General features: G+C 49.9%; 14 protein-coding genes. 6 read left to right on the top strand and 8 right to left on the bottom strand.

Annotated features, from left to right (window positions below):
- Positions 1–108: 108 nt before the first annotated feature.
- Complete coding sequence (locus tag CBX96_RS17460) at positions 109–1683, bottom strand: PAS domain-containing methyl-accepting chemotaxis protein (RefSeq protein ID WP_109287553.1); 1575 nt, start codon at positions 1681–1683, stop codon at positions 109–111.
- A 247-nt stretch (positions 1684–1930) separates the two neighbouring features.
- Here CBX96_RS17460 and CBX96_RS17455 point away from each other — a divergent pair, with 247 nt between their 5' ends.
- Entirely contained in the window at positions 1931–2122 is a 192-nt protein-coding gene (locus CBX96_RS17455; protein ID WP_011715776.1) for a bacterioferritin-associated ferredoxin, read from the top strand.
- Positions 2123–2330: 208 nt separating this feature from the next.
- Here CBX96_RS17455 and CBX96_RS17450 read toward each other — a convergent pair whose 3' ends face one another.
- Entirely contained in the window at positions 2331–2987 is a 657-nt protein-coding gene (locus CBX96_RS17450; protein ID WP_086902943.1) for a thiopurine S-methyltransferase, read from the bottom strand.
- A 107-nt stretch (positions 2988–3094) separates the two neighbouring features.
- Positions 3095–3433 (bottom strand): hypothetical protein, encoded by a 339-nt coding sequence (locus CBX96_RS17445; protein ID WP_086902944.1) that lies wholly within the window; start codon positions 3431–3433, stop codon positions 3095–3097.
- A 247-nt stretch (positions 3434–3680) separates the two neighbouring features.
- Here CBX96_RS17445 and CBX96_RS17440 point away from each other — a divergent pair, with 247 nt between their 5' ends.
- Positions 3681–5489, top strand: coding sequence for a protein kinase (locus CBX96_RS17440; protein ID WP_011627267.1), 1809 nt, complete (start codon positions 3681–3683; stop codon positions 5487–5489).
- 40 nt (positions 5490–5529) lie between these two features.
- Here CBX96_RS17440 and CBX96_RS17435 read toward each other — a convergent pair whose 3' ends face one another.
- From CBX96_RS17435 to CBX96_RS17425, 3 genes are all read right to left on the bottom strand, one after another.
- A complete protein-coding gene (locus tag CBX96_RS17435) occupies positions 5530–7932 on the bottom strand; it encodes a zinc-dependent metalloprotease (RefSeq protein ID WP_109287552.1) in 2403 nt (800 codons plus the stop codon).
- Between the two features lie 84 nt (positions 7933–8016).
- Positions 8017–11727, bottom strand: a complete 3711-nt coding sequence (locus tag CBX96_RS17430; RefSeq protein ID WP_109287551.1) for a response regulator — start codon at positions 11725–11727, stop codon at positions 8017–8019.
- A 220-nt stretch (positions 11728–11947) separates the two neighbouring features.
- Positions 11948–13342: a PhoH family protein gene (locus tag CBX96_RS17425; protein ID WP_011627270.1), complete on the bottom strand. Its 1395-nt coding sequence runs from the start codon at positions 13340–13342 to the stop codon at positions 11948–11950.
- Between the two features lie 402 nt (positions 13343–13744).
- Between CBX96_RS17425 and rapA the strand changes: the two genes are divergently transcribed.
- Both rapA and CBX96_RS17415 read left to right on the top strand, forming a co-directional pair.
- Positions 13745–16651 (top strand): RNA polymerase-associated protein RapA, encoded by a 2907-nt coding sequence (gene rapA / locus CBX96_RS17420; protein ID WP_109287550.1) that lies wholly within the window; start codon positions 13745–13747, stop codon positions 16649–16651.
- 247 nt (positions 16652–16898) lie between these two features.
- Positions 16899–17879 carry a DUF3530 family protein gene (locus CBX96_RS17415; RefSeq protein ID WP_109287549.1) on the top strand — a complete coding sequence of 327 codons (981 nt, stop codon included), beginning with the start codon at positions 16899–16901 and terminating at the stop codon, positions 17877–17879.
- Between the two features lie 64 nt (positions 17880–17943).
- Here the strand turns inward: CBX96_RS17415 and CBX96_RS17410 are convergent, their stop codons facing one another.
- On the bottom strand, positions 17944–18750 hold the full coding sequence (locus tag CBX96_RS17410; protein ID WP_109287548.1) for a crotonase/enoyl-CoA hydratase family protein: 807 nt from the start codon (positions 18748–18750) through the stop codon (positions 17944–17946).
- Positions 18751–19328: 578 nt separating this feature from the next.
- Here CBX96_RS17410 and CBX96_RS17405 point away from each other — a divergent pair.
- Both CBX96_RS17405 and CBX96_RS17400 read left to right on the top strand, forming a co-directional pair.
- Entirely contained in the window at positions 19329–20324 is a 996-nt protein-coding gene (locus CBX96_RS17405) for a response regulator (protein ID WP_011621374.1), read from the top strand.
- An 18-nt stretch (positions 20325–20342) separates the two neighbouring features.
- The gene (locus CBX96_RS17400; RefSeq protein WP_109287547.1) at positions 20343–21317 is read left to right on the top strand and encodes a sensor domain-containing diguanylate cyclase; all 975 of its coding nucleotides are present in this window, start codon (positions 20343–20345) and stop codon (positions 21315–21317) included.
- Between the two features lie 57 nt (positions 21318–21374).
- Here the strand turns inward: CBX96_RS17400 and rraB are convergent, their stop codons facing one another.
- Positions 21375–21782 (bottom strand): ribonuclease E inhibitor RraB, encoded by a 408-nt coding sequence (gene rraB, locus CBX96_RS17395; protein WP_011627275.1) that lies wholly within the window; start codon positions 21780–21782, stop codon positions 21375–21377.
- Position 21783: the final 1 nt, after the last annotated feature.

Here is a 21783-nt window from a genome sequence, read left to right as displayed (position 1 = left end):
GAGTTTGGCGGTTGAATGAAAAGCGGTAAATCCCAACTCTCGCAGGAAAAAAACAAAAGGCAATCAGACTGCTGATTGCCTTTTGATTAAGGATTCTTGCGATAAAAGTTAGACTTTAAAACTGCGCTTTAAAAACTGCCCAACCAACACAGTATGGGAGTCCATTTCACCTATCACTTCATCGTTGAGACTCACCATTTCGCAACCGAGTTGATGGCTGGAATGGGTAAATTGCGACACATTCACTACGCTGCGATTCATTTCGTTCGCCACGCTCGATTGCTCCTCCACCGCACTGGCAATATGGTGGGTCATATCCGTGATGGTAGTGATAGCTTCACGTATGGTACGCAGCGCCGCGCCCGCAAGATCCGCCGTGGTAATACATTCGCCAGCCGCATCAACGCCCTCCTGCATACTGCGCACGGCCTTGTGAGTACCCTGCTGCAACAGATTGATCATTGTGTGGATTTCTTTGGTGGCATCATGGGTGCGCTGCGCTAATGCCCGCACTTCATCGGCAACCACGGCAAAGCCTCGTCCTTGTTCCCCCGCCCGCGCCGCTTCAATCGCCGCGTTCAGCGCCAATAAATTCGTTTGCTCGGCAATGCCTTGGATCACATCCAGCACTGTGCCTATGTCTCGGCTATGCCCTTCTAACTCAGTGATCACCTGTGAGGTTTCCTGTAACTGCTGCGCCATGGTCTGAATCGACTGAATGGTGGTGACGACGGTTTTATCGCCGTTGATTGTCTGCTGCGACGCCATTTGCGAAGCATTCGCCGCATCGGCGCAGTTTGAGGACATATCCCCAAGCGTCGCCGTCATCTGTTGCATAGCCGTGGCAACCTGTTCAATCTCAGCGAGTTGTGACTGACTTGTTCCTTGAATTTCTTCGCCTTTCGCCGCAGAAATCTTGGCTTGCTTACTCACTTTATCGCAGGAGTCGCGGGCGCGGCCCAACACGGACTTTAACTCCGAGGTTTGCATTTGCAGCGCCAGATCGACAGCGCCTAAATCGTCGGATTGCCCCGTATAGATATGTGCCATCAAAGGGTTATCGTAAATTTTCTTCGCCTTAGCAACCAGCGCCCGATAACGCCCTAAGATCAGATTACCGCCGATAAACAGCACGAGGGCACTGATGGCAAGCGCCACAAATCCCACCACCCCAATCTGCAACGCCAAATACAACATGGGCAACAGAGCGACTAAGGCGAGTAGCATCAACTTAGTCGGCATCTCTAAGGTGCGTTTTAACGCTTTAACATTACCGCTTTTATTCAATTCGGCGTAGGCAGCTTCTGCTCTGTTGATCTGGTCACGGCTGGGTTTAGTGCGTACCGATTGAAATTCGGCCACCTGACCATTAACCATAATTGGCGACACATAAGCATCGACCCAATAATGGTCGCCATTGGCGCAGCGATTTTTGACTATGCCTTTCCAAGGCTCGCCTTTACGGATGGTTTTCCAAAGATCTTCAAATGCTTGGGGAGGCATATCGGGATGGCGCACCATATTATGGGGTTGTCCCAACATGGCACTCAGCTCGTATCCCGCCACGGTGCAAAACGATGGATTGGCGTAGGTGATATGACTCTTAGTGTCCGTCGTAGACAGTAAAATCCAATCCGCTGGATAGTCATATTCCCGCTGTGTCACTGGCAAATTCTTTCTCATGATAACCCTTGGATCTATTGTAAGTTTATTATTCCATCGTCCATGAGTTATCCATCCTTGATCGCGTCCAATGACCCGTAATCGCTAAATCATCCCTCTTTTTCTTGTCTTCTGAGCACTGAGCATAGACTAGAAAATGTGCGATGTGTAACAAAACAGGAAACCAGCACAACAAGTTTACTACTAGGATTGCATTTGATAAGCGTTTTCATTTAGAATTAGCTCAATTCGTTTTGGAGTCCAAAAAATGTACGTTTGTCTCTGCCATGCCATCACAGATACGCAAATCAAAAACGCGGTAAGTCAGGGTGACTCTAGCCTTGCTGACGTTAAAAAGCGTTTAGGCGTTGCCGATCAATGCGGCAAGTGCGCAAGAATGGCCGTACAAATTATTCAGAACCAATTAGAAATTGAACCTAATTACTACGAAGTGGCTTAACTTCGAGCCTCCAGCTCCTTTTCTGTCAAACTAAACCTGTATTTCAATGCTTGTTCCTTGAGCGATGCCATCGCCTTAAAGGGGCTGTCGCAAATCTCAGCGCAGATGCCTATTTTGCGATAATTGTATGACCCCTTAATGACACATCCCACGTCCCCCAAAGCATTAATTCTTTGAGTTCAATGGGATGCATATCTTTACTGGCGAATTATCTGCGTGTTAATAAATACGCGGCTTCATTCAGCCAAGGGACTTCTTTCTTAACGAACCTCGGATTGTCCGCAAGCACGTCCTGACAATCCAAGAGCTGGATTTCAAAATCGTCACTTAAATGTGTTTCGACCCAAGTTGGCGACACCGCAAAAGGCGGCCCACTTAAAGTGTCCTGCGGGTAATCTAAAGTCACCAATAAACCCACACTGCCCGAAGGCAATAACTGCGCTAATTGCTTGGCGTATTGCGCCCGCATACTCTCAGGCCAAGCAATCAAGGCCGCGCGATCATAAAAACCACTTACCTTGGCCGTAATCGACTGGGGTAAAGTGAAGATATCCCCTTGATATAAACTAACCTGCTCGGTGTGGTAATGCTGATGCTCGCCCAGCGCACTTTGCTGCATAGGTAATTGGTTATCTTCGAAAAACTGCTGCACTGCGAGTTCATTTAACTCACAACCAATCACTTGATGCCCCTGCTCGGCTAAAAAGCACATATCTAAAGATTTACCACACAGGGGAACGAAGACTTGAGCCTCGGCGGGTAATGCCAAGGTATGCCAATACTTTACGAGAAAGGGATTGATATCTTGCTGGTGAAAACCAATCAGCTGTTGCTGCCACTTCTCATGCCAAAAACCGGGTTCCATAGGTATATCTCAAATGACTAAAGTTATCCTTACTCTAATGGCATTCACGGGTGGATGCAAAATCTCAGATACCGTATGTTAATCATAGAGATGTAAACAGTTAATGACTAAGCCAGTGCCGTTTGTACCCGGCGGAGCCAAACGCAATTCTCACACTGGCATTGGCGGCGCGATAAATGATGCGGGCTTAGGGATGAGTCGATAAAGTCAACGGCGATCAGCAACTGCTGCTTAAGCTCGGCGACGGATTTTTGCTCGACGGCCACCAGCTCATCGTTCTGGTTCATCCAAATACATTCCATGCCCTGGTGGCAAGTGAGACACTGCTCATCGCGATCATTAAAAAATACCGCATGTGGACAATGGGTCACCTCCATTGACTGCAAAATTCGCTTACGCGGAAACTCTAATAACTCGATCAATAAAGCCTTATCTTGGGCGGGCATATGCCCTCCTTTCATCCACTTTGTCCACGGGAAATTTAACAAAAATGTATCCCATCCAATGTGCTTAAGATTACCTAGACTCCATACGATTTAACTTGATATAAATCAAAGTCAGCGACGAAATGATGGGATAGGTAAGTCCTAAAAATCACAAGTTTATCGCAGGCAGCAGCAGTCACAGCATCCTAAGCCGATTTGCTTATCAGCCTCGCTTACTGTTTAAATAACCAAAACAAGGAGTCGCGCATTGCAAACACCCCAATTACAACATTTTTACATTTCCGAAGAGCAATCCATTTACTTGCTCAAAGCCAATGATGCCCGTAAGCACAAGGCGTGGATCCGTTTATGTAAACAACAGTTAAGTAAGTTGGGTTATCGCGACATTGAGTTTATCGGTAAGGGGGCTTACGGCTTTGTGTTTGCGGGGATTAATCAGGCCGATGAAGCCCATGTGTTTAAATTCTCAAGAATTAATCTGCCGCAGCATATTCAAGACCGCTTAGAGGAGGAAGCCTTTATGCTGTCCTTACTCAAACACCCCAACATTCCGGGAGCGATCAAATTTGAGCGGGTCGGCAAACAAGGGATCTTAGTGATGGAGCGTGCTAAGGGCGAAGATCTCGAACAGCTTTGCCGCCGCTTAGGCGCCCTGCCCCCCGCCATGGTAATGAGCATTGCCCGCCAACTGGCCGATATTCTCTACTATCTGCGAACGGGCAAACCCTTAGTGCATGGCGACATTAAGCCCTCAAACCTTGTCTATGATATTGAAAGCCAACATTTATCCTTAATCGACTGGGGCTCGGCGGTATTTGCGCAACGGGATGAATATAACAAGGCCGTCGAAGACAATGTGATGACGCTGATGTCGAGCGATCAACAGCACACTAACGCCCGCATGGGTGACGTGTATTTTATCGGTGAAGAACAGCTAAATGGCGCGCTCTCCAGCCCGCGTTTCGACGAGCAAGGCGTAGCAGCGACCTTGTATGCCTTGGCCTCAGGACAGGCAAGTCGCTTCGGCGCACAGGTGATCCCGCCCACCAGCATAGGCTTACCCATGGAGTTGGCGCGCACCTTGGAAGGCATGCTGAGTAGTGATGCCGTGCAGCGCAATCTGGCGGGGGATTATTTTCTCAAAAGCATGCGCCACAGCCATAGAATACACTTACCCGAGCTGCCCAAAACCGAACTGCTGGGTGAAATCCCCGTCTGGGTACAATCCCGTGAAAAAGATGTCGAAACCGTCAGTTACAGCTCGCGTAAATCCTTTTTAAAGGAACATAACGCGCAGGATCCCATCGCTAAGATGGATGACATTCAGCTCGAAAAATACTATCGCAACTTCTTAGCCGGCATGGGCGATACCGAAAAGGGCTTTATCGCCGCCGTGGGTCGCCTCGGTCAATACCCTATCGTGGGCGGCCTTGCCATTCATTGGCAGGAAACAGGCGTGTTTATCGACTCCAACCTCGCCATCTACGATGCTAAACAAAAGAGTGCGCTTATCATCGCCGTCAATAATATGGTCACGCTCGCGCGGGGAATTAAGCGTATCGGGGTGTTTAAGGCCTGCTTCTTTAACGCTAGGGACACGCTGCATATCGAGCGCGAAAACACCAGTGAACCCTTTGTCGCCAGCGCCGATCTCCAACTGCCCTTCGAAGTCGGAGATGTGCCGACCCTCGAAGATAAATCTCGGCTGCACTCTTACTTTGAAGACGGTAAGGATCCGGATGAGAATCTCGAATTACCGAGTGAAATCATGGAGGAATTGGCGCGTATCAACCAAATCCACCACACGGGCTGCATCATTTTCGAGGCGCTGCCGAATCACTTAAAGATCCACAGCTACTTAAAACTGCTCAATCCACGTAAACAGGCGGCGTTTCGCGCCAGCCTCGACCGCATTTTGCATTATGTTGGTAAAATTCAAGGCCATGGGGTCTCGGGCTTTATGAAACTGCCCTATAAAAATACTCGCCGCTTTACCCATATTGAGCGTAAAGCCGAACATTTTTATCCTAGAAACCCAAAAGAAATAGGCGCATAACGAATCACCTCGTTAGCGCCTATGATGCTGAAAACCAAACTTAGATAGGTGAACCTGGCGGCAATCTCAAGGGTTTTGGAATCAGTTTGCTGTTGGCATCCGTGAGTCCTGCACTCAGCCCCTGTTGCAACCAAGTGTAGTGGGAGGCCACCTTAGCATTCGCCCGATTCGCTTTGGCTTTAAGCTGTTTAATCACGAATTGGGCGCGCTCGTAAATTGCCGCCTTCACCTCTGCTGAGGTTTGCGGATTGTGATACGCAGACAAGAGTTCATCAATCACCACCGCATTTACCCGCATCCACACACCTTCAATCAGAGCGAGCTTATCTTCTTGATAAAGGGTCGCGGCAAACAACTTATTGAGTAAAGTTTCAACCGAGAGCTGTTCATTATCTGCCATTGCCCCTTGGCTGACGCGATTTAAGCGCTGTGGCATTAATAACTGACCCACAGTATGGCGCGCTAACACTTCCGCCATGCCGAGGGGATCGCTCACCACCCCAAGCCCTGACTCGAAGGACTCCCGCGTCGCTTGATAATTGCCCGCTTTAGGCACCAGCGTATCGAGCAAGGTTTGCGGAACCGTTAAACTGGCCGCATCTAAGGTGCCCAGCAGCGCATCGAGGGCCGACAATTGTAACTGCGGCGCTATGTAGCTCCAGCGACTACCCTCACCGATGGACAGATAGTTATAGTCAGTGCCACCAATAAACTTAGTGACCGCATCGATTTGATAACGGTTAAGCAAATAGATAGGCACAAAGGCATCGGCTAATTCACCCAGTGGCTCGCCCGGCAACAGTGCCGTGCTGCTAAAACCTTCGATGGCCTTAGTGCGAATCCGATTTAAATCGAGCAGTTGCGCGATAGGGTCGTCACCGCTGTCCCACAAACTCGCATAGACTTGGCTGGCATCCGCTTGGCGCGAATCGGCTTCGCCAATATAACGCAGCCCTTTTCGAGCCACTTCGGCCAACAACTGATTTTGCAGCGCCTGCTGGGCCATTGCATCGCCTTCATCGCTATAGCCGTAAGCGATAGCAAAGTTATCCCATGGCCCGACACCTACGCCATAAGGTGCAGATATATCAATGTCATTGCCTTTCAGCAGGATCTTAGGATGGGGATAATCCATCACTGAGGCATCCTGATTTGTCGATGCGGCAAAGTTATGATCTAAGCCTAAGGTATGGCCGACCTCATGGGCGGCAAGTTGCCGAATACGCGCTAAGGCTAAGTCATTAGCCGCTTGCTCAGCGGCGCTTCTATCACGCCAGCCCGCAGTTAAGCCTTTGGCAATCAAGTAATCTTGGCGCACCCGCAAGCTACCTAAGGTCACTTGGCCTTTGATGATTTCGCCGGTACGCGGATCGGTTAGCGCCGCGCCGTAGGACCATCCGCGCGTGGCACGGTGTACCCACTGGATCATGTTGTAGCGAATATCCTGCGGATCGGCATCGGGCGGCAAGAGTTCAACCTTAAAGCCGTTGATAAATCCCGCTTGGGTGAAGGCCGTTTCCCACCAGCGTACACCATCGAGTAGCGCCGAACGGATAGGCTCAGGCACACCTGGGTCGAGGTAATAGGTGATGGGCTTGACTACTTCGCTCGGTGCAGGGCCAGGATTCACCTTTTGCAGACGGTGACGCAAAATAAACCGCTGCACCAATGGCGCCGAAAACGGCGTGGCATAGTCGCGATACTCATCGGATAAATAGCCACTCATAGGATGATAAGTGCGGGGTTGATAGCCCTCCTCGGGCAGTTCGACAAAGGAGTAGCGCATGCGCACCGACATTAAGGTGCCATCGGGCGTGACCTTAGCCACTTGCTCACCCGCCGCATCGGCTTTGAAGGTAAGCTGCACATCCACATCACTATTCTTTTCAAAGGATTTCACCCCGGCGGGTAAAATCGCCGAGCGGGTTAAATCGAGGCGATAATTCCCTTGTCCGCGATGCAGGAGAGCATCTGCGACGCCATGCAGATCGTTGAGTACCAACTCGCTGATCGCTACCATATCCGGCTTACCATCGAGTAACTTACCCTGCCACAATACCGAATCGGCAAAGGCCTCATCCACGGCACGCTTTTCGGCGGCGTCTTGGGTATTAGCGCGATACTGGGTATTAAGTTGCTTAAGTTGGATGTAGGGACCTTGGCGCTCAAACTGCACCATGCGGGTTTGGCCTAATTGACCACGGTCGAGACCGATATCGTTAGAACCGACCCCTTCAGGCAAGCTAGTCACCAATAAAAAAGGCTGATTTAAGTGGCTCACCTCGAGGTATAACTCTCCCTCGCTTGGCTCATAGTAAAGATTAAGAAATCCCTTAGCGGCTTGGCTCTGCTTAACGACTTTAGTGCTCGGCAGATCCGCGGCGACGCTCAGCGCGGGTAAACCTAAGAGTAGGATGGCGAGGGCTAGGCTATGGGGTTTCATCTTTCCTCCTGATTAGGCTGTCTACGTGGTCATGTTACACAAAATCTAAACCACGCGGGGCCATCATTGGCCCCGGGCAAACAATTAATGATGATTATTCTTGTGTTTTATCCAATGCGATAAGGTTTCAAACAGTTCCGTTAGCACTATCGGCTTAGTAATATGGGCATTCATCCCAGCCGCGAGACTCTTTTCTCGATCGCCCGACATCGCATGGGCCGTCATGGCGATAATAGGCAGCACGTCGGCACTAAAGCGTTCACGCAGTGCCCGCGCCGCGGTTAACCCGTCCATCACTGGCATTTGAATATCCATTAATACCGCATCGAAGGGGCGAGAGTCGATAATATCGAGGGCAATTTGGCCATTTCCTGCAACAACGACTTCGTATCCTGCGCTCTTTAGTAGCTCAGTCGCCACCTGTTGGTTGATAAAGTTATCTTCCACCAAGAGCACAAGCCCAGTATGTTCACCCTCTTCTACCGGCACTTCATCAATAGGCTGCACCACATTAAGCCTTGGCTCATCGGCAAAGGCGGCGATGATCTCATCGAACAGACTCGATGCCTTAAAGGGCTTTTGCAACACGGCAAACACATTGGCACTGTCGACTTCGTGCTGTAAAGGTTCCGCCGCATAGGCGGTCATCATGATGATAATGGGGCGTTTCGCGATGCGGCCTTCGGCCACCATGGTATCGATGGCACTGATCACATCGCCACCATCCATCTCTGGCATCATCCAATCGAGTAACAATAAATCGATAGAATCCCGCGACAACTTATACAGCGCCTCGGCGCCGCTCGCGGCTGTATCCACCTCGAAGTGGAAATCGCGCATCAATGCCGAATAAATTTGCAGCGCCGTCGGGTTATCATCCACCACAAGTGTGCGTAAATTATTGAGTTTTTCAGGCACCACTAATGGCTCAACCTTGGCCTCTTCGGCAATTTCAAAGCTGATGGTAAAGCTGAAGGTACTGCCAACGCCTAACTCACTCTGCACCTGCATCTTGCCGCCCATCATGGAGACCAAATGCTTACTGATCGATAAACCTAATCCCGTACCACCGTACTTACGGGTCGTCGAACCATCGGCCTGGGCAAAGGCATCGAACAGTTTTTCCTGCTGATCTTTACTGATCCCAATCCCCGTATCCCGCACCCAGAATTTTAAGGTAATTCGATGGTCGCGCTCGCCCACATCTTCGCAACCCAGTTCAATCTCACCGGATTGGGTAAACTTCACCGCGTTCGATAATAAGTTAATCAGCACTTGGCCTAGACGCAGCGGATCGCCCTTAAGAATGAGGCCTGCCGTGACTGGCGCATACAGTAATAACTCAACGCCTTGTTCCTGCGCCTTAAGCGCATTGAGATCGAGGGCATGGTCGAGCACTTTATCCAGCGGGAATGGCACCCGCTCCAGCTCTAACTTACCCGCCTCAATCTTAGAGAAGTCGAGAATATCGTTAATAATCCGCAGTAACGACTGCGCCGAGAATCCGGCCTTTTCGAGGTAATCCTTCTGCTGTGCCGTCAGCGAGGTGCGCTGCGCTAACTGCAACATACCGATAATGGCGTTCATTGGCGTGCGGATTTCGTGGCTCATGTTGGCCAAGAACTCACTCTTATAGAGGTTCGCCAGTTCTGCGTCCTGCTTCGCCTCCAACAGTGCTACTTCGTTACTCTTATGGCGCGTGATGTCCTTGTGGGTACCGACCATACGCTTAGGCTGACCATCGGCGGTAAATTCCACCACCCGACCGCGGGAAAGCACCCAGTGATAGCTGCCGTTTTTGCCTAAAATCCTAAACTCGATCTCATAGGCATCGACGGGATTTTGCAGATACTGATTACGGTATTCTTCGACCCGAATTCTATCGTCGGGATGCGTCAGCTGGTCGATAGCCGACACTAACGCAGGGAATTCATTGGGTTTATAGCCCAGCATCGAATAATAGGATGGGTTGCAAATAATATGCTCCGAATCCAGATACCAGTCCCACAGACCGTCTTCTACCGCGTCCATCGCTAAATGGTAACGCTCCTCCGACAGGCGTAACTGCTCGGCGGACTCGTACTCACGCGTCACATCGCGCCACACGGCAATCAAACCTTGCAGCTCACCGCGGCGGTTATAGAAAGGCAGTTTAAGGGTATCGAGCAATACAGGTTTGCCCGCTAACTCGACTTTCTCTTGATAACGCAGCGGCGTGCGATCTTTTAAGATCTGCTCATCCTCGGCGCGAATACGAATGCCCATCTCCGGCGAGGTTAAATCCTCCGACGACAGACCAATCATCTCGCTTTCGGTGTAACCCAGCATCCGCTCGGCGGCCTTGTTACAGCCGAGGTAATTGCCTTCTTTATCTTTAAAGACAATGGCTTCTGGGATTGAGTCGAGTAAGGAGCGCAACAACGCATATTCCCGCTCGCGGCGCTCGGTCGCATCTTTCAAGCGCTCGGTGCGGCGCGCCACCAGTTTGTCGAGTCGCTTATTCTGCTCGGCCAAATGATGGGTGTATTGCTTGTTTTCCTCAAAAATCCGGCTGACCAGCAGGAACCAAGGTTCCCACCCCGGAGTGATTTTTTCTGGCGGTTTACGCGGCTCTTGGGAACAGCCCTCTAAGTGCGACAACAGGCGCGATGCTGGGCTCACGAAGGAGCGGCGCGTTTGCCAGTGCACTATGGTGACCAGCACCGACAGGGCGATGACTACAAGGATAAAGGTCAGCTGCAGTTTTTCGACCGAATCTTGGAACAGGTCGTCTTCATTCTGCAGATACAACAAACGCCACGGCGCGTTATGCAGCGCAACCGAGTGAATATAGTAACCGTTGCGAATGATGCCTTCGTGGGCATCGAACAATTCGGACTCGGGGAGCGAATGCAGCTCAGACGGAATCCGCTGGCTGATGTGATATACCCGATTGATATCTGAGCCATCGAAGTCGCTGTGGGACAAAATATTGTTCTGCTGATCGAGCAGGATCACAGTCCCAGGCATTTTGAAGTACACCCGAATTTGCCGCGCCAATGAGGCCAAGGTCATATCGAGGTTGATCGAACCCATAAACTCATCATCGAGATAAACGGGCACACCTAAGGTGGTCAGCAAGCCTTTACCCGTCGAATCGACGTAGGCCTCACTCCAAAACACACTGCGCTGCGGGTTCATCGCCGGGGTGGCGTATTGGAATTGTTTCTTATTGAGCAGCTCGTCCCTAAAACGCTGGTCACCGTTGGTCCACGGGAAGTAGGACATCATCCGTTGGCGCGATAAATAATAAATCGCCGAGGCTTTAGGTGCCGCTTCTTTGGCGACGGGGAAAGACAGCGACAACTCGAACAGCATTTCCAGCTCTTGGTAGAACTTATCGCTGCGGCCATCGAGGGAGCCTGCGCCCGTGATCCGCCCCATGTTGGTAAAAGGTTTACCGCCCTTTGCGTAGTTAGGCTCTAAGGTAAAATACTGACCACTCTCGTTAAATTTGCCATATTGCGGTAAACGATCCTTACGCACTAGCTCACCTAAGCGCAGGTGATCCACGGCCACATCCCGCAGACTCTTGACCGCGCGGATGCTCGACTCCAACAGCAAGTCGATTTGCAATACGTGACGCTCAACCTGCTCTTCGCGCTGCTCCATCTGCTGGGTTTTCTGGCGATCGAAAAACATCCACGCCGTCAGCAACGACAGGACAATCACGCCGATATAAGTATAAAAAACAGCACGGTTATAATTCTTTTGGATCGGCGATTTTAGCTGGAGATCCGGCTCACTCGATTTCATCCACTACCCTTGATTGCAGCGCTTGATTTTAGCCATCGGTGGCAAAAGTGACTGAGTTCATTTATGGCTTCATATATTAGCAGGAAGAAACCCCGAGTCGCATCAAATAATTGCCGTACGAAGGCTGTCAAAGTCTATGATTAGTTAATTGAAAAATCATAGAAATGCGTAAAAACAAAGGTCCCACGAGTGAGACCTTTTGTAACAATAAAGTAAATAGTTAGAGATGTTCTTCGGCGTATTCGGCCAAGCGTGAACGTACCACCCCATTCAAGTACAGGTTGGCGCTGCCTTCAAAGTCTTTAAAACGTTCCACGATGTAGGTTAAACCCGAGGTCACCGCGGTGAGATAATTCGAATCGATCTGCGCTAAGTTACCGCAACAAATCAATTTTGTGCCTTCTCCCATCCGAGTGATCATGGTTTTGATCTGCGACGCCGTCAGGTTTTGACATTCATCCAAGAGCACGATGGAGTTTTGGATCGAGCGGCCGCGCATAAAGTTGATCGACTTAAATTGGATATTCGCCTTCTCCATGATGTAGTTCAAACTGCCGGTCGGATTCACATCATTCTTATGCAGCACTTCTAAGGTATCGGTAATCGCCGCCAGCCATGGCATCATCTTCTCTTCTTCGGTGCCGGGTAAGAAGCCGATGGACTCGGCAATTTCCGGCGTATTACGAGTCACAATCACCTTATCGTAGCGATTGCGCTCCACCACCAGCTCAAGCGCCGCCGCCATTGCCAGTAAGGTTTTACCGCAACCCGCTGGCCCGGTTAAGATCACCAGATCGATATCGGGATCGAGCAGCGCCTGCAACGCCATGCCTTGGTAAACATTCTTGGGTTTAACTCCCCACGCCTCGAGGTTTTTTAAGCGCTCGCGGCCCAGATCCAAAATATGCAGATGGGTATCGCTACGCTCGGTGACGCGGCCACAAAAATCAGATTCGGTATCAATCAGATACTGGTTAATGTAGAAGGGTTCGTTGTCTAAATCTTTCAGTGGGACTTCGTGAATCGTATGTCGACCGTGGCGCTCGGTGGATACCTTGTTTAAATGCTCCCAGAAATTCCCTTCGAATTGATAAAAGCCCTTGCTGAGGAAACGAATATCATCGATCAGCTGGTCGGTTCGATAATCCTCAACCAATTGAATGCCCGCGCCCTTGGCCTTAAGACGCATGTTGATATCTTTGGTCACTAACACAACGGTACGTGGATGGTGGAGGTTTTGCAGGTGCAGAGCGGTATTGATAATGCGGTTATCGTTGCCATCCCCCGGCAGGGCGCCTAAGGTAAAATCGACAAGATGGTCAGGGAAAATAGACAGCGCCCCTATCGCATCGGCATGCCCTTCTCGACTCGGTAAAGGGACACCATTAATGATTTGTTCCGGTGTTGTATCACCGCCTAGGGTATCTTCCAGCGCCCGTATGGCAACCCTAGCATCCCGACTCACATCACTCTTTCGATCTTTAATCTGGTCTAGCTCTTCTAGCACTGTCATCGGAATGACCACATCGTGCTCTTTAAACGAATAGATCGCCAAAGGTTCATGTAGTAACACATTGGTATCCAGTACAAACAACTTTCTGTCGTCTTGTTCCATGGCGCCTCCAGAGTGCTCGATTGTTTTTATGCTACATCTCTTTCCCGGTGAGTGGATATGGCTCCTATGTCAGTTGGCGAGGTAAAGAATGATCTTAAAGTTCAAGCCTCTAATTAATAAAGACGGCTAGCGGCTTAAACTAATATTGGCACCATTCTCTGTGAATGCCAACCGAATGAACCCGTGTTTAAGTCGGTGACTCGAGGGCAGTGTAGGTCCCTCGATATGACAGTAGCATGACAAATCATCGAAGCACTATAGAGAATTTTCTTCACTGTTCAATTTGTAATCTAGTGTGTGGGGAATTAGGCTCTAACGGGTGAGAGGGCGATTCAAATATCCCTAGTATTGATATAACATACGCGCCCTTTGTTAGAGTCCGCCCAGAGATGAGAATTTAAGATGCCGTTTGCCTTAGGACAACGTTGGATAAGTGATACCGAGTCAGAGCTTGGTTTAGGAACAGTCGTACAAGTTGAAGGCCGTATGGTCACAGTGTTATTCCCTGCGACTGGTGAGAACCGTATGTTCTCGCGCAACGAAGCCCCCCTGACACGTGTCATATACAACCCTGGCGATACGGTTGAAAGCCATGAAGGCTGGAGCCTCGCGGTTGAAGAACTCACCGAAAAAGATGGCCTCGTAGTCTACCACGGTATCCACAGCGAAACGGGCGAAAAAGCCAGCCTGCGTGAGACCCTGTTAAACCACAATATTCGCTTTAACAAACCGCAGGATCGCCTGTTTGCCGGTCAGATTGATCGCCTCGACCGTTTCGGTATTCGTTATCAATGCCAGTTACTGCGTCATCAATTGGCGACCTCAGATTTACTCGGCTTACAAGGTCCACGCGTCGGTCTTATCCCCCACCAGATGTGGATTGCCCATGAAGTGGGTCGTCGTTATGCGCCGCGTGTATTGCTAGCTGACGAAGTGGGTTTAGGTAAAACCATCGAAGCGGGTCTGATTATCCATCAACAACTGCTCACTGGCCGCGCCGAACGGGTGTTGATTATTGTGCCGGATACCCTGCGTCATCAGTGGTTAGTGGAAATGCTACGCCGCTTTAACCTGCGCTTCTCAGTCTTTGATGAAGACCGTTGTGTCGAGGCCTTTGCCGATCACGACAACCCTTTCTACACCGAGCAGCTAGTGATTTGTTCCCTCGAATTGCTGCGTAAAAAGAAACGTCTCGACCAAGCCCTCGATGCCGATTGGGATCTGCTGGTCGTCGACGAAGCCCATCACTTAGAGTGGACCGAAGAAGCCCCGAGCCGTGCCTACCAAGTGGTTGAAGCATTAAGCGAAGTAGTGCCAGGCGTATTGTTATTAACCGCAACGCCGGATCAACTCGGCCATGAGAGCCACTTTGCGCGCCTGCGTTTGCTCGACCCGGATCGTTTCTACGACTACGATGCCTTCCTCGCCGAAGAAAACAGCTACAAAGACGTCGCCGTTGCCGCCGAAGCCTTAGCGGGCGACGGAAAATTATCCGATGCCGCCATCAATAGCCTCACCGAATTACTCAGCGAGAAAGACATAGCGCCGAGCATTCGGTTAATTCAAGCCGAAGATATCGACAGCGAGCTGCAACAAGCGGCCCGCAGCGAGTTGCTGCAAGAATTGCTCGATCGTCACGGCACTGGCCGCGTGCTGTACCGCAACAGCCGCGCCTCGGTAAAAGGCTTCCCGAAACGTATTTTCAACGCCTATCCCCATGCAATGCCTGAGCAGTATCTTACTGCTGCCCGCGTAAATGAGATGATGAGCGGTCGTAAGAGCTTAGAAGCCAAAGCGGCACAAGCCCTAAGCCCTGAAAAGCTCTACCAAGAATTTGAAGATAACAGCGCCAGTTGGTGGAAATTCGATCCTCGCGTGGATTGGTTAATCGAGTTCTTAAAATCGCACCGCAGCAAGAAAGTGCTGATCATCGCCAGCGGCGCCGATACCGCCCTGAGCTTAGAAGAAGCCCTGCGTACCCGTGAAGGTATTCAAGCCACAGTCTTCCACGAAGGCATGTCGATCATCGAGCGCGACAAGGCGGGTGCCTACTTCGCTCAAGAAGAAGGCGGCGCCCAAGCGCTGATCTGTTCTGAAATCGGCTCCGAAGGGCGTAACTTCCAGTTCGCCAGCCACTTAGTGCTGTTCGATCTGCCATTAAACCCAGATTTATTAGAGCAACGTATCGGCCGTTTAGACCGTATTGGTCAAAAGAACGATATCCAAATTCACCTGCCTTATCTGCAAGATACGGCGCAGGAGCGTCTGCTCAACTGGTATCATCAAGGCCTGAATGCCTTCGAACTGACCTGTCCAAGTGGCCATGTGCTGTACAGTGAATTTGCCGAAGATCTGTTAAACGTTCTCGTCGGCGGGGATGAAGATGAGCTGACCAATCTGCTCAATCACACCCAAAGCCGTTACAAAGAACTGAAACACGCTATGGAGCAAGGCCGCGATAAGCTGCTGGAAATCAACTCCCACGGCGGCGATAAGGCTAAGGCGATTGTCGAGCGCTTAGCCCAAAGTGATCAGGACACTAAGCTGATTGGTTCGGTGATCCGCTTGTGGGACATTATCGGTGTCGATCAAGAAGATAAAGGTGAAAACTCTATCATTCTGCGCCCAAGCGAACATATGATGTTCCCAACCTATCCGGGCCTGCATGAAGATGGTGTGACGGTCACCTTCGACCGTGATACCGCGCTGTCCCGTGACGATATCGCCCTGATCACCCAAGAGCACCCATTAGTGCAAACAGGCTTAGATCTGATCACAGGCTCTGACACAGGCACGACGAGCGTCGCGATTTTGAAAAACAAAGCCTTGCCCGCAGGCACCCTGTTCTTAGAACTGATCTACATGGCGGATGCTTCTGCACCTAAATCGAGCCAGTTATATCGTTATCTACCACCGACGCCTATCCGCGTACTGCTGGATAAAAACGGCAACGATTTGTCCGCTAAGGTGGATTACACCAGCTTTGACAAACAGTTAAGCGCGGTTAACCGCCATATTGGCAGCAAGTTAGTTACAGCTTCACAACCGATTCTGCATCCGTTATTTGCTAAGGGTGAAGAATATGCCCAAGCCGCGGTGGACGAGTTAGTGGCGCAGGCGCGTGAGAAAATGACCAGCCAACTGACGGGCGAATTAGACCGTTTAGAATCCTTGAAAGCGGTTAACCCGAATATCCGTGAGGAAGAGTTAGAATACCTGCGTAATCAAATGCAGGAACTGAGCACTTACCTCGACGCGAGTCAGCTACAGCTCGATGCGATTCGTATGGTATTGGTTAGCCATGTCTAATCCACAATGACGGTAAGCAAGTACCTCCCTAGGCTCGCTTAAACGAATGTGCAAACGCCCAGCCAATCGCTGGGCGTTTTTATTTTCTATTTACGACTTTACGATAAGTATGGCTGTGGGCTGGGTCTAAGCGCTGCTGTGCGCGGTCGCCGTCACGAGCTCAAGCAAAAATTGCTTCTGCTACGCCGCTTCAGGTTATACTCTAGCTAATTGAATTTATGAGACTACACAGGTGGTTATCAATTCTATGGCGCGTATTATCCCCTCGGTATTGAGCCTAGCCTTAGCTCTCACCAGTGCGAGCTTATTCGCCGCCGATCCCAGCACTCAAGCGCCAGAAACAAGTACTCAAGCACCTGAATCCAGCCCGCAGGCGCCAGAAACAACTCCCCAAAACGCCGAGACGAACCAAGCGAGCAAAGCGCCCAATGGGCAAGCTGCGGCGAAAAGAACGAGCAGTTATTTACCCGCGAGTGAAATCAAGCAGATCACCATAGATGATCAACCGCTCGAACTCTTAGTTCGTTCATGGGAAGGCCGCAAAAAACTCGGCGCCGCGATTATCTTACCCGCCACCAATGGCACCGCCGATGCGCCCGGATTAATGGCTTTTGTCAGACGTAATATCAATGCTGCTGGCTGGGCCAGTTTAAGCCTTACCCCGCCAGCAGAGCCGCCTGCGCCCAACTTCGCCACTCCGGCGACCGAAGTGACCTCCGCAGGGGCGGCGCAGTTAAGCAGTCCTTCGAATAAACCGAGCCAAAAAGTGAAACCCGAGCAGAGCAATAAGCATTTGCTTGAGCAGGAAGACTTTTTAGTCAAAAGCATGTCACAGCTCGACAGCGTAGGCACCGACTTTCCCGGTAAACGGGTACTGATCACCGCCGATCAAAGTGCGGGATTATTGATAAGTCTATTAAGCCAAAAGAAAATTGCCGATCCCGATGTATTGATTGTCATCAACCCCTACAGCGAAGATGAGGCGCGTAACCAAGCCCTTGCCGAAAAACTGGCCAAGCTCACTATGCCAATACTCGATATTCAATCGCCCGATGGTCACCCCGCATCGTTAGAAACGGCGGAGCAACGCAAAAGCCTCGCCGTGACGTTAGAGGCGCCGAATTATCGGCAAACGACATTAGCATTAAATCTGGATAACGAGAGTGCATGGCAGAACTGTTTGAGCGCCATAAGGGGATTCGCCGCCCGTATGAGCGGCGCCAATTGAGGTGCAAGCCTTTCTAAAGCTTAAGTAATCCGTTATGGGGCGTTATCGAAATAGAGTTACGCTGCTACCAACCCGATTGGCGATCTTGATAGGCTTTGTTGGGATCCTTTAGCTGACGCGTCGCTGCAATCGCGCGATTTTTACCAAGTAACAGTCTGACTTGGCTCCACGACTCACGGCAAAGAAGTGCACGAATCGAAGCCGTCCAGCTACGATTGATGCTCAACTTGATCGCCGCTGCGGCATCGGGGGAGGTATTGAGAAGCTCCTGAGCCAATTGCTGCGCGCTTAACATCGGATGATCACTTAGCTGAGTCACTAACCCTAAGCGACTCGCCTCTTCGCCCGACAACACTTTGGCCGTAAGGCTGAGCAACATCGCCTGATCCTTAGGCATAATTTGCCTCAGCGCCACTAAGCCTGCCATGTCCGGCACTAGCCCCCATTTGGCTTCCATAATAGATAACTTGCTGTCAGGGCTCGCTATTCTAAAATCAGCACCTAAGGCGATTTGCATGCCACCACCATAGCAGCAGCCTTCTAACACCGCGATGACGGGCACGGGTAAACCTTGCCACCCAAGGGAGACTCTCTGCGCTAAGTTGGCATTGCCAGGCAGCCATTTAAACAGCAATTTGAATGCTTGCATCGGTGCCGACATCACGCTCTTTACGTCCAGCCCCGAGCTAAAATGGCCTCCTGCTCCAGATAAAATAACCAGTCGAATCTGCGAATTTGATTTAATACGTTTGATCGCTCTATCCAACTCGCTAAACATTAAATAATTAATTGCATTATATTTTTCTGGTCGATTGAGCTGGACATATGCAATGCCATTCTCAATCGTTACTTGCACACAAGGCTCACTCATGAAATATTCCGTTACTGGTCAGGCCAGAACGAATGTTAACACGTTTGGAATAATTCACCAAAGGATGTAACATAAGCCTAAATTTTGACATCCGTCAAAATACTGTCGACTGTCATTAAGTTTTAATAGGTGAGTATGCTAGGCTTGCGCTGAAGCATGAGAACCTCAAAAGTATTAACCCCTTATGTTCAACCATGGGTGCAACTTGTCGTTTTAACGAGTCATCTGCTCTGAACATCGGTTGCATCACCAACGGCGCGGCTTACCCACAAATTTGCAAAATCGTGTCGAGATGGGTCCCGTGGGGAAACAGCCTATTGCAGGATTGAGCATCGAGCTATTCGCAAAAATCGATGCCCTGCTTACGACAAATTCGCGAAATTTGATTTAATTCTCCAAGGCTTTTTACTGCCAGCGCCTCGCGCTCGAGAGATAAATAAATTGAATTAACAAATAAAATCTATAGGTTACATATAGATGTTATAAATCAAACTTGCCCGAAGAGCTTAATTCGTCATTCAAAGATTTAGAATTAGTGTTATCTTCAATAAATGGGCAATTAAGGATCAGTAGTCAGCATGACAATCTCTGTACTCATCTGTGACGACTCCGCCATGGCGCGCAAACAAATGGCTCGCACCCTACCGAAAGAATGGGATGTCGAGATCACCTACGCTACCAATGGCGCCGAAGGTTTAGATGCCATTCGCGCAGGTAAAGGCGAAGTTGTCTTCCTCGACCTTAATATGCCAGTCATGGATGGTTACGAAGTGCTGCAAACCGTGCAGCAAAACGATCTTCCCGCGCTGATTATTGTGGTCTCGGGTGATATTCAGATCAAAGCCCATGAAAGAGTTAAAGCCTTAGGGGCATTGGATTTTATTCAAAAGCCCGTCAGTGCCGACGCCATCAGTAATATTCTGCAGGAATACGGCATCCTCACCTTAACGCAGAAAGATCAGGCGGAAGAAACGCCGATGATCAAAGTCGATATGCGTGACGCCTGCCAAGAGATCGCCAACGTCGCCATGGGGCGCGCCGCCGATCTGTTAGCCAAACTTCTCGATGTTTTTGTCCTCTTACCTATTCCAAACGTGAACGTGCTCGAAGTCAGTGAGCTGACGATGGCGCTCAAAGCGACGGAAGAAAGCTCAACAGTATCAGCCCTCTGCCAAGGATTTATTGGTGCGGGCGTGGCGGGTGAAGCCTTGCTGCTATTCCACGATTCGAGCTTTCAAGACATGGCAAAACTCATGGGGCTAGCCAATCCAGAGGACATTAGCACTGAGATTGAAGTCTTGATCGACACAGGCAACGTATTGATTGGCGCCTTCCTAAACGGGATCTCAGAGCAGCTCGACATGAAGTTCAGCCAGGCTCACCCTGTAGTGCTAGGCCGCCACTGTACGGTGAACGATCTTATCCATGATAACTCGGAAAAATGGCATAGAACCTTAGCAATGGAGATTAACTATCGTATTGAAAACCATAATGTTCAATGCGATTTGTTACTGCTATTTACCGAAGACTCTATTCCGACGCTCAGTTATAAGCTCGGTTATTTACTCGATTAATCAGTTGGATTTTACCTTATGTCAAACGATCAAAGCGCAATGAACGAACTCCATTGGCTTATCGATATGGTGCAAACCATCGAAGTGGGTCTAGTGGTATTAGATCGCGATTATAATATCCAACTGTGGAACGGCTTTATGGAAAACCATAGCGGCGTATCCCCTAATTCGATTAAAGGGCAAAACCTGTTCACCCGTTTTCCTGAGCTGCCAGCGACTTGGTTAAAGCAAAAGATGGAATCGGTTTTTATGCTGAAAAATCGAGCCTTTATCAGCTGGGAACAAAGACCCTACGTGTTTCAGTTTAAAAACTACCGCCCCATTACCGGACGGGCCGATTTTATGTACCAGAACGTGACACTGTTGCCTCTGGCCTCATTAACCGGAAAAATCACCCATATCAGCGTGATTATTTATGATGTCACCGACATCGCCGTTAACAAGCTACAGCTCAAGGCCGCCAACGAGCAGTTAGAACGCCTCAGCCAGACCGATGGCCTGACACAGCTCCATAATCGTCGCCATTGGCAACAATGTTTAGAGCACGAGTTTGACCTCCACGCCCGTTATTCGGGGATGTCGAGCTTGGTCATGATAGACATAGACCATTTCAAAAAAATCAACGATACCTACGGCCATGTGGCGGGTGATAAGGTGATTCAGCATATCGCCCATATCTTGAGCCATTCATTACGGGAGACCGATTGTGTCGGCCGCTATGGTGGTGAGGAGTTCGCAGTGGTCATGCCCAATACTTGTGGCGCGGATGCCCTCAACTTTACCGAGCGTTTGCGGGAAAGAATTGCCGACTCCACCATAGTGTACGAAGGGCTGAAGATAAAAGTCACAGTAAGCCTAGGCGTGTGTGAAATTGGCAAACATATCACTAGCAGCTCTGGCTGGATTTCTTGCTCGGACAAAGCCTTATACGAAGCCAAACAGAAGGGACGTAACTGTAGCGTCCTGCACACCGAACAAACTAGTGGTTACTAAAACCAAAAAGCCCATCGATGATGGGCTTTTTGTTACTGAAATCTCAATGGTCGCGAATTAGTGCGGGAAACCGTCATCTTCTTCGTCGTCACCTTCTTCATCGTCGATTTCATCGCCAACAAAGTAAGTGCCCCAACCGTCGTAATCCACTTTCTGTTTAGCCGCGAGTTGCAGTAACTGCTCGGTCGCTTTGTCCAGTAAAGCCACTTCCAGCTTGTGGTAAGCAATAGCATCAAAACAGAAAATCACTGAGCCATCTTCCAGCTCCATTTCTTCGGCGTCGTTGACTTCAAAACCGAGTTTGAATGCATCAACGGCGGCTTTTTCTAAGCGGTCGAAGTTGCTAGATGAGAAATGGTGCTCAATGGTGTATTCCGCATCTGGCTCTGAGCCATCGTCAAGCAGGGCTTGCACTATGTCACGATTCTCGGCAAGTTGGGCTTTTAATTGACTTTCAATAGACATG

Origin of the sequence: Shewanella sp. BC20 (assembly GCF_003129585.1) — a bacterium.
Taxonomy (GTDB): domain Bacteria; phylum Pseudomonadota; class Gammaproteobacteria; order Enterobacterales; family Shewanellaceae; genus Shewanella; species Shewanella seohaensis.
Note: the sequence above shows the minus strand (reverse complement) of the source record. Positions and strands in the feature narration are given on the sequence as shown.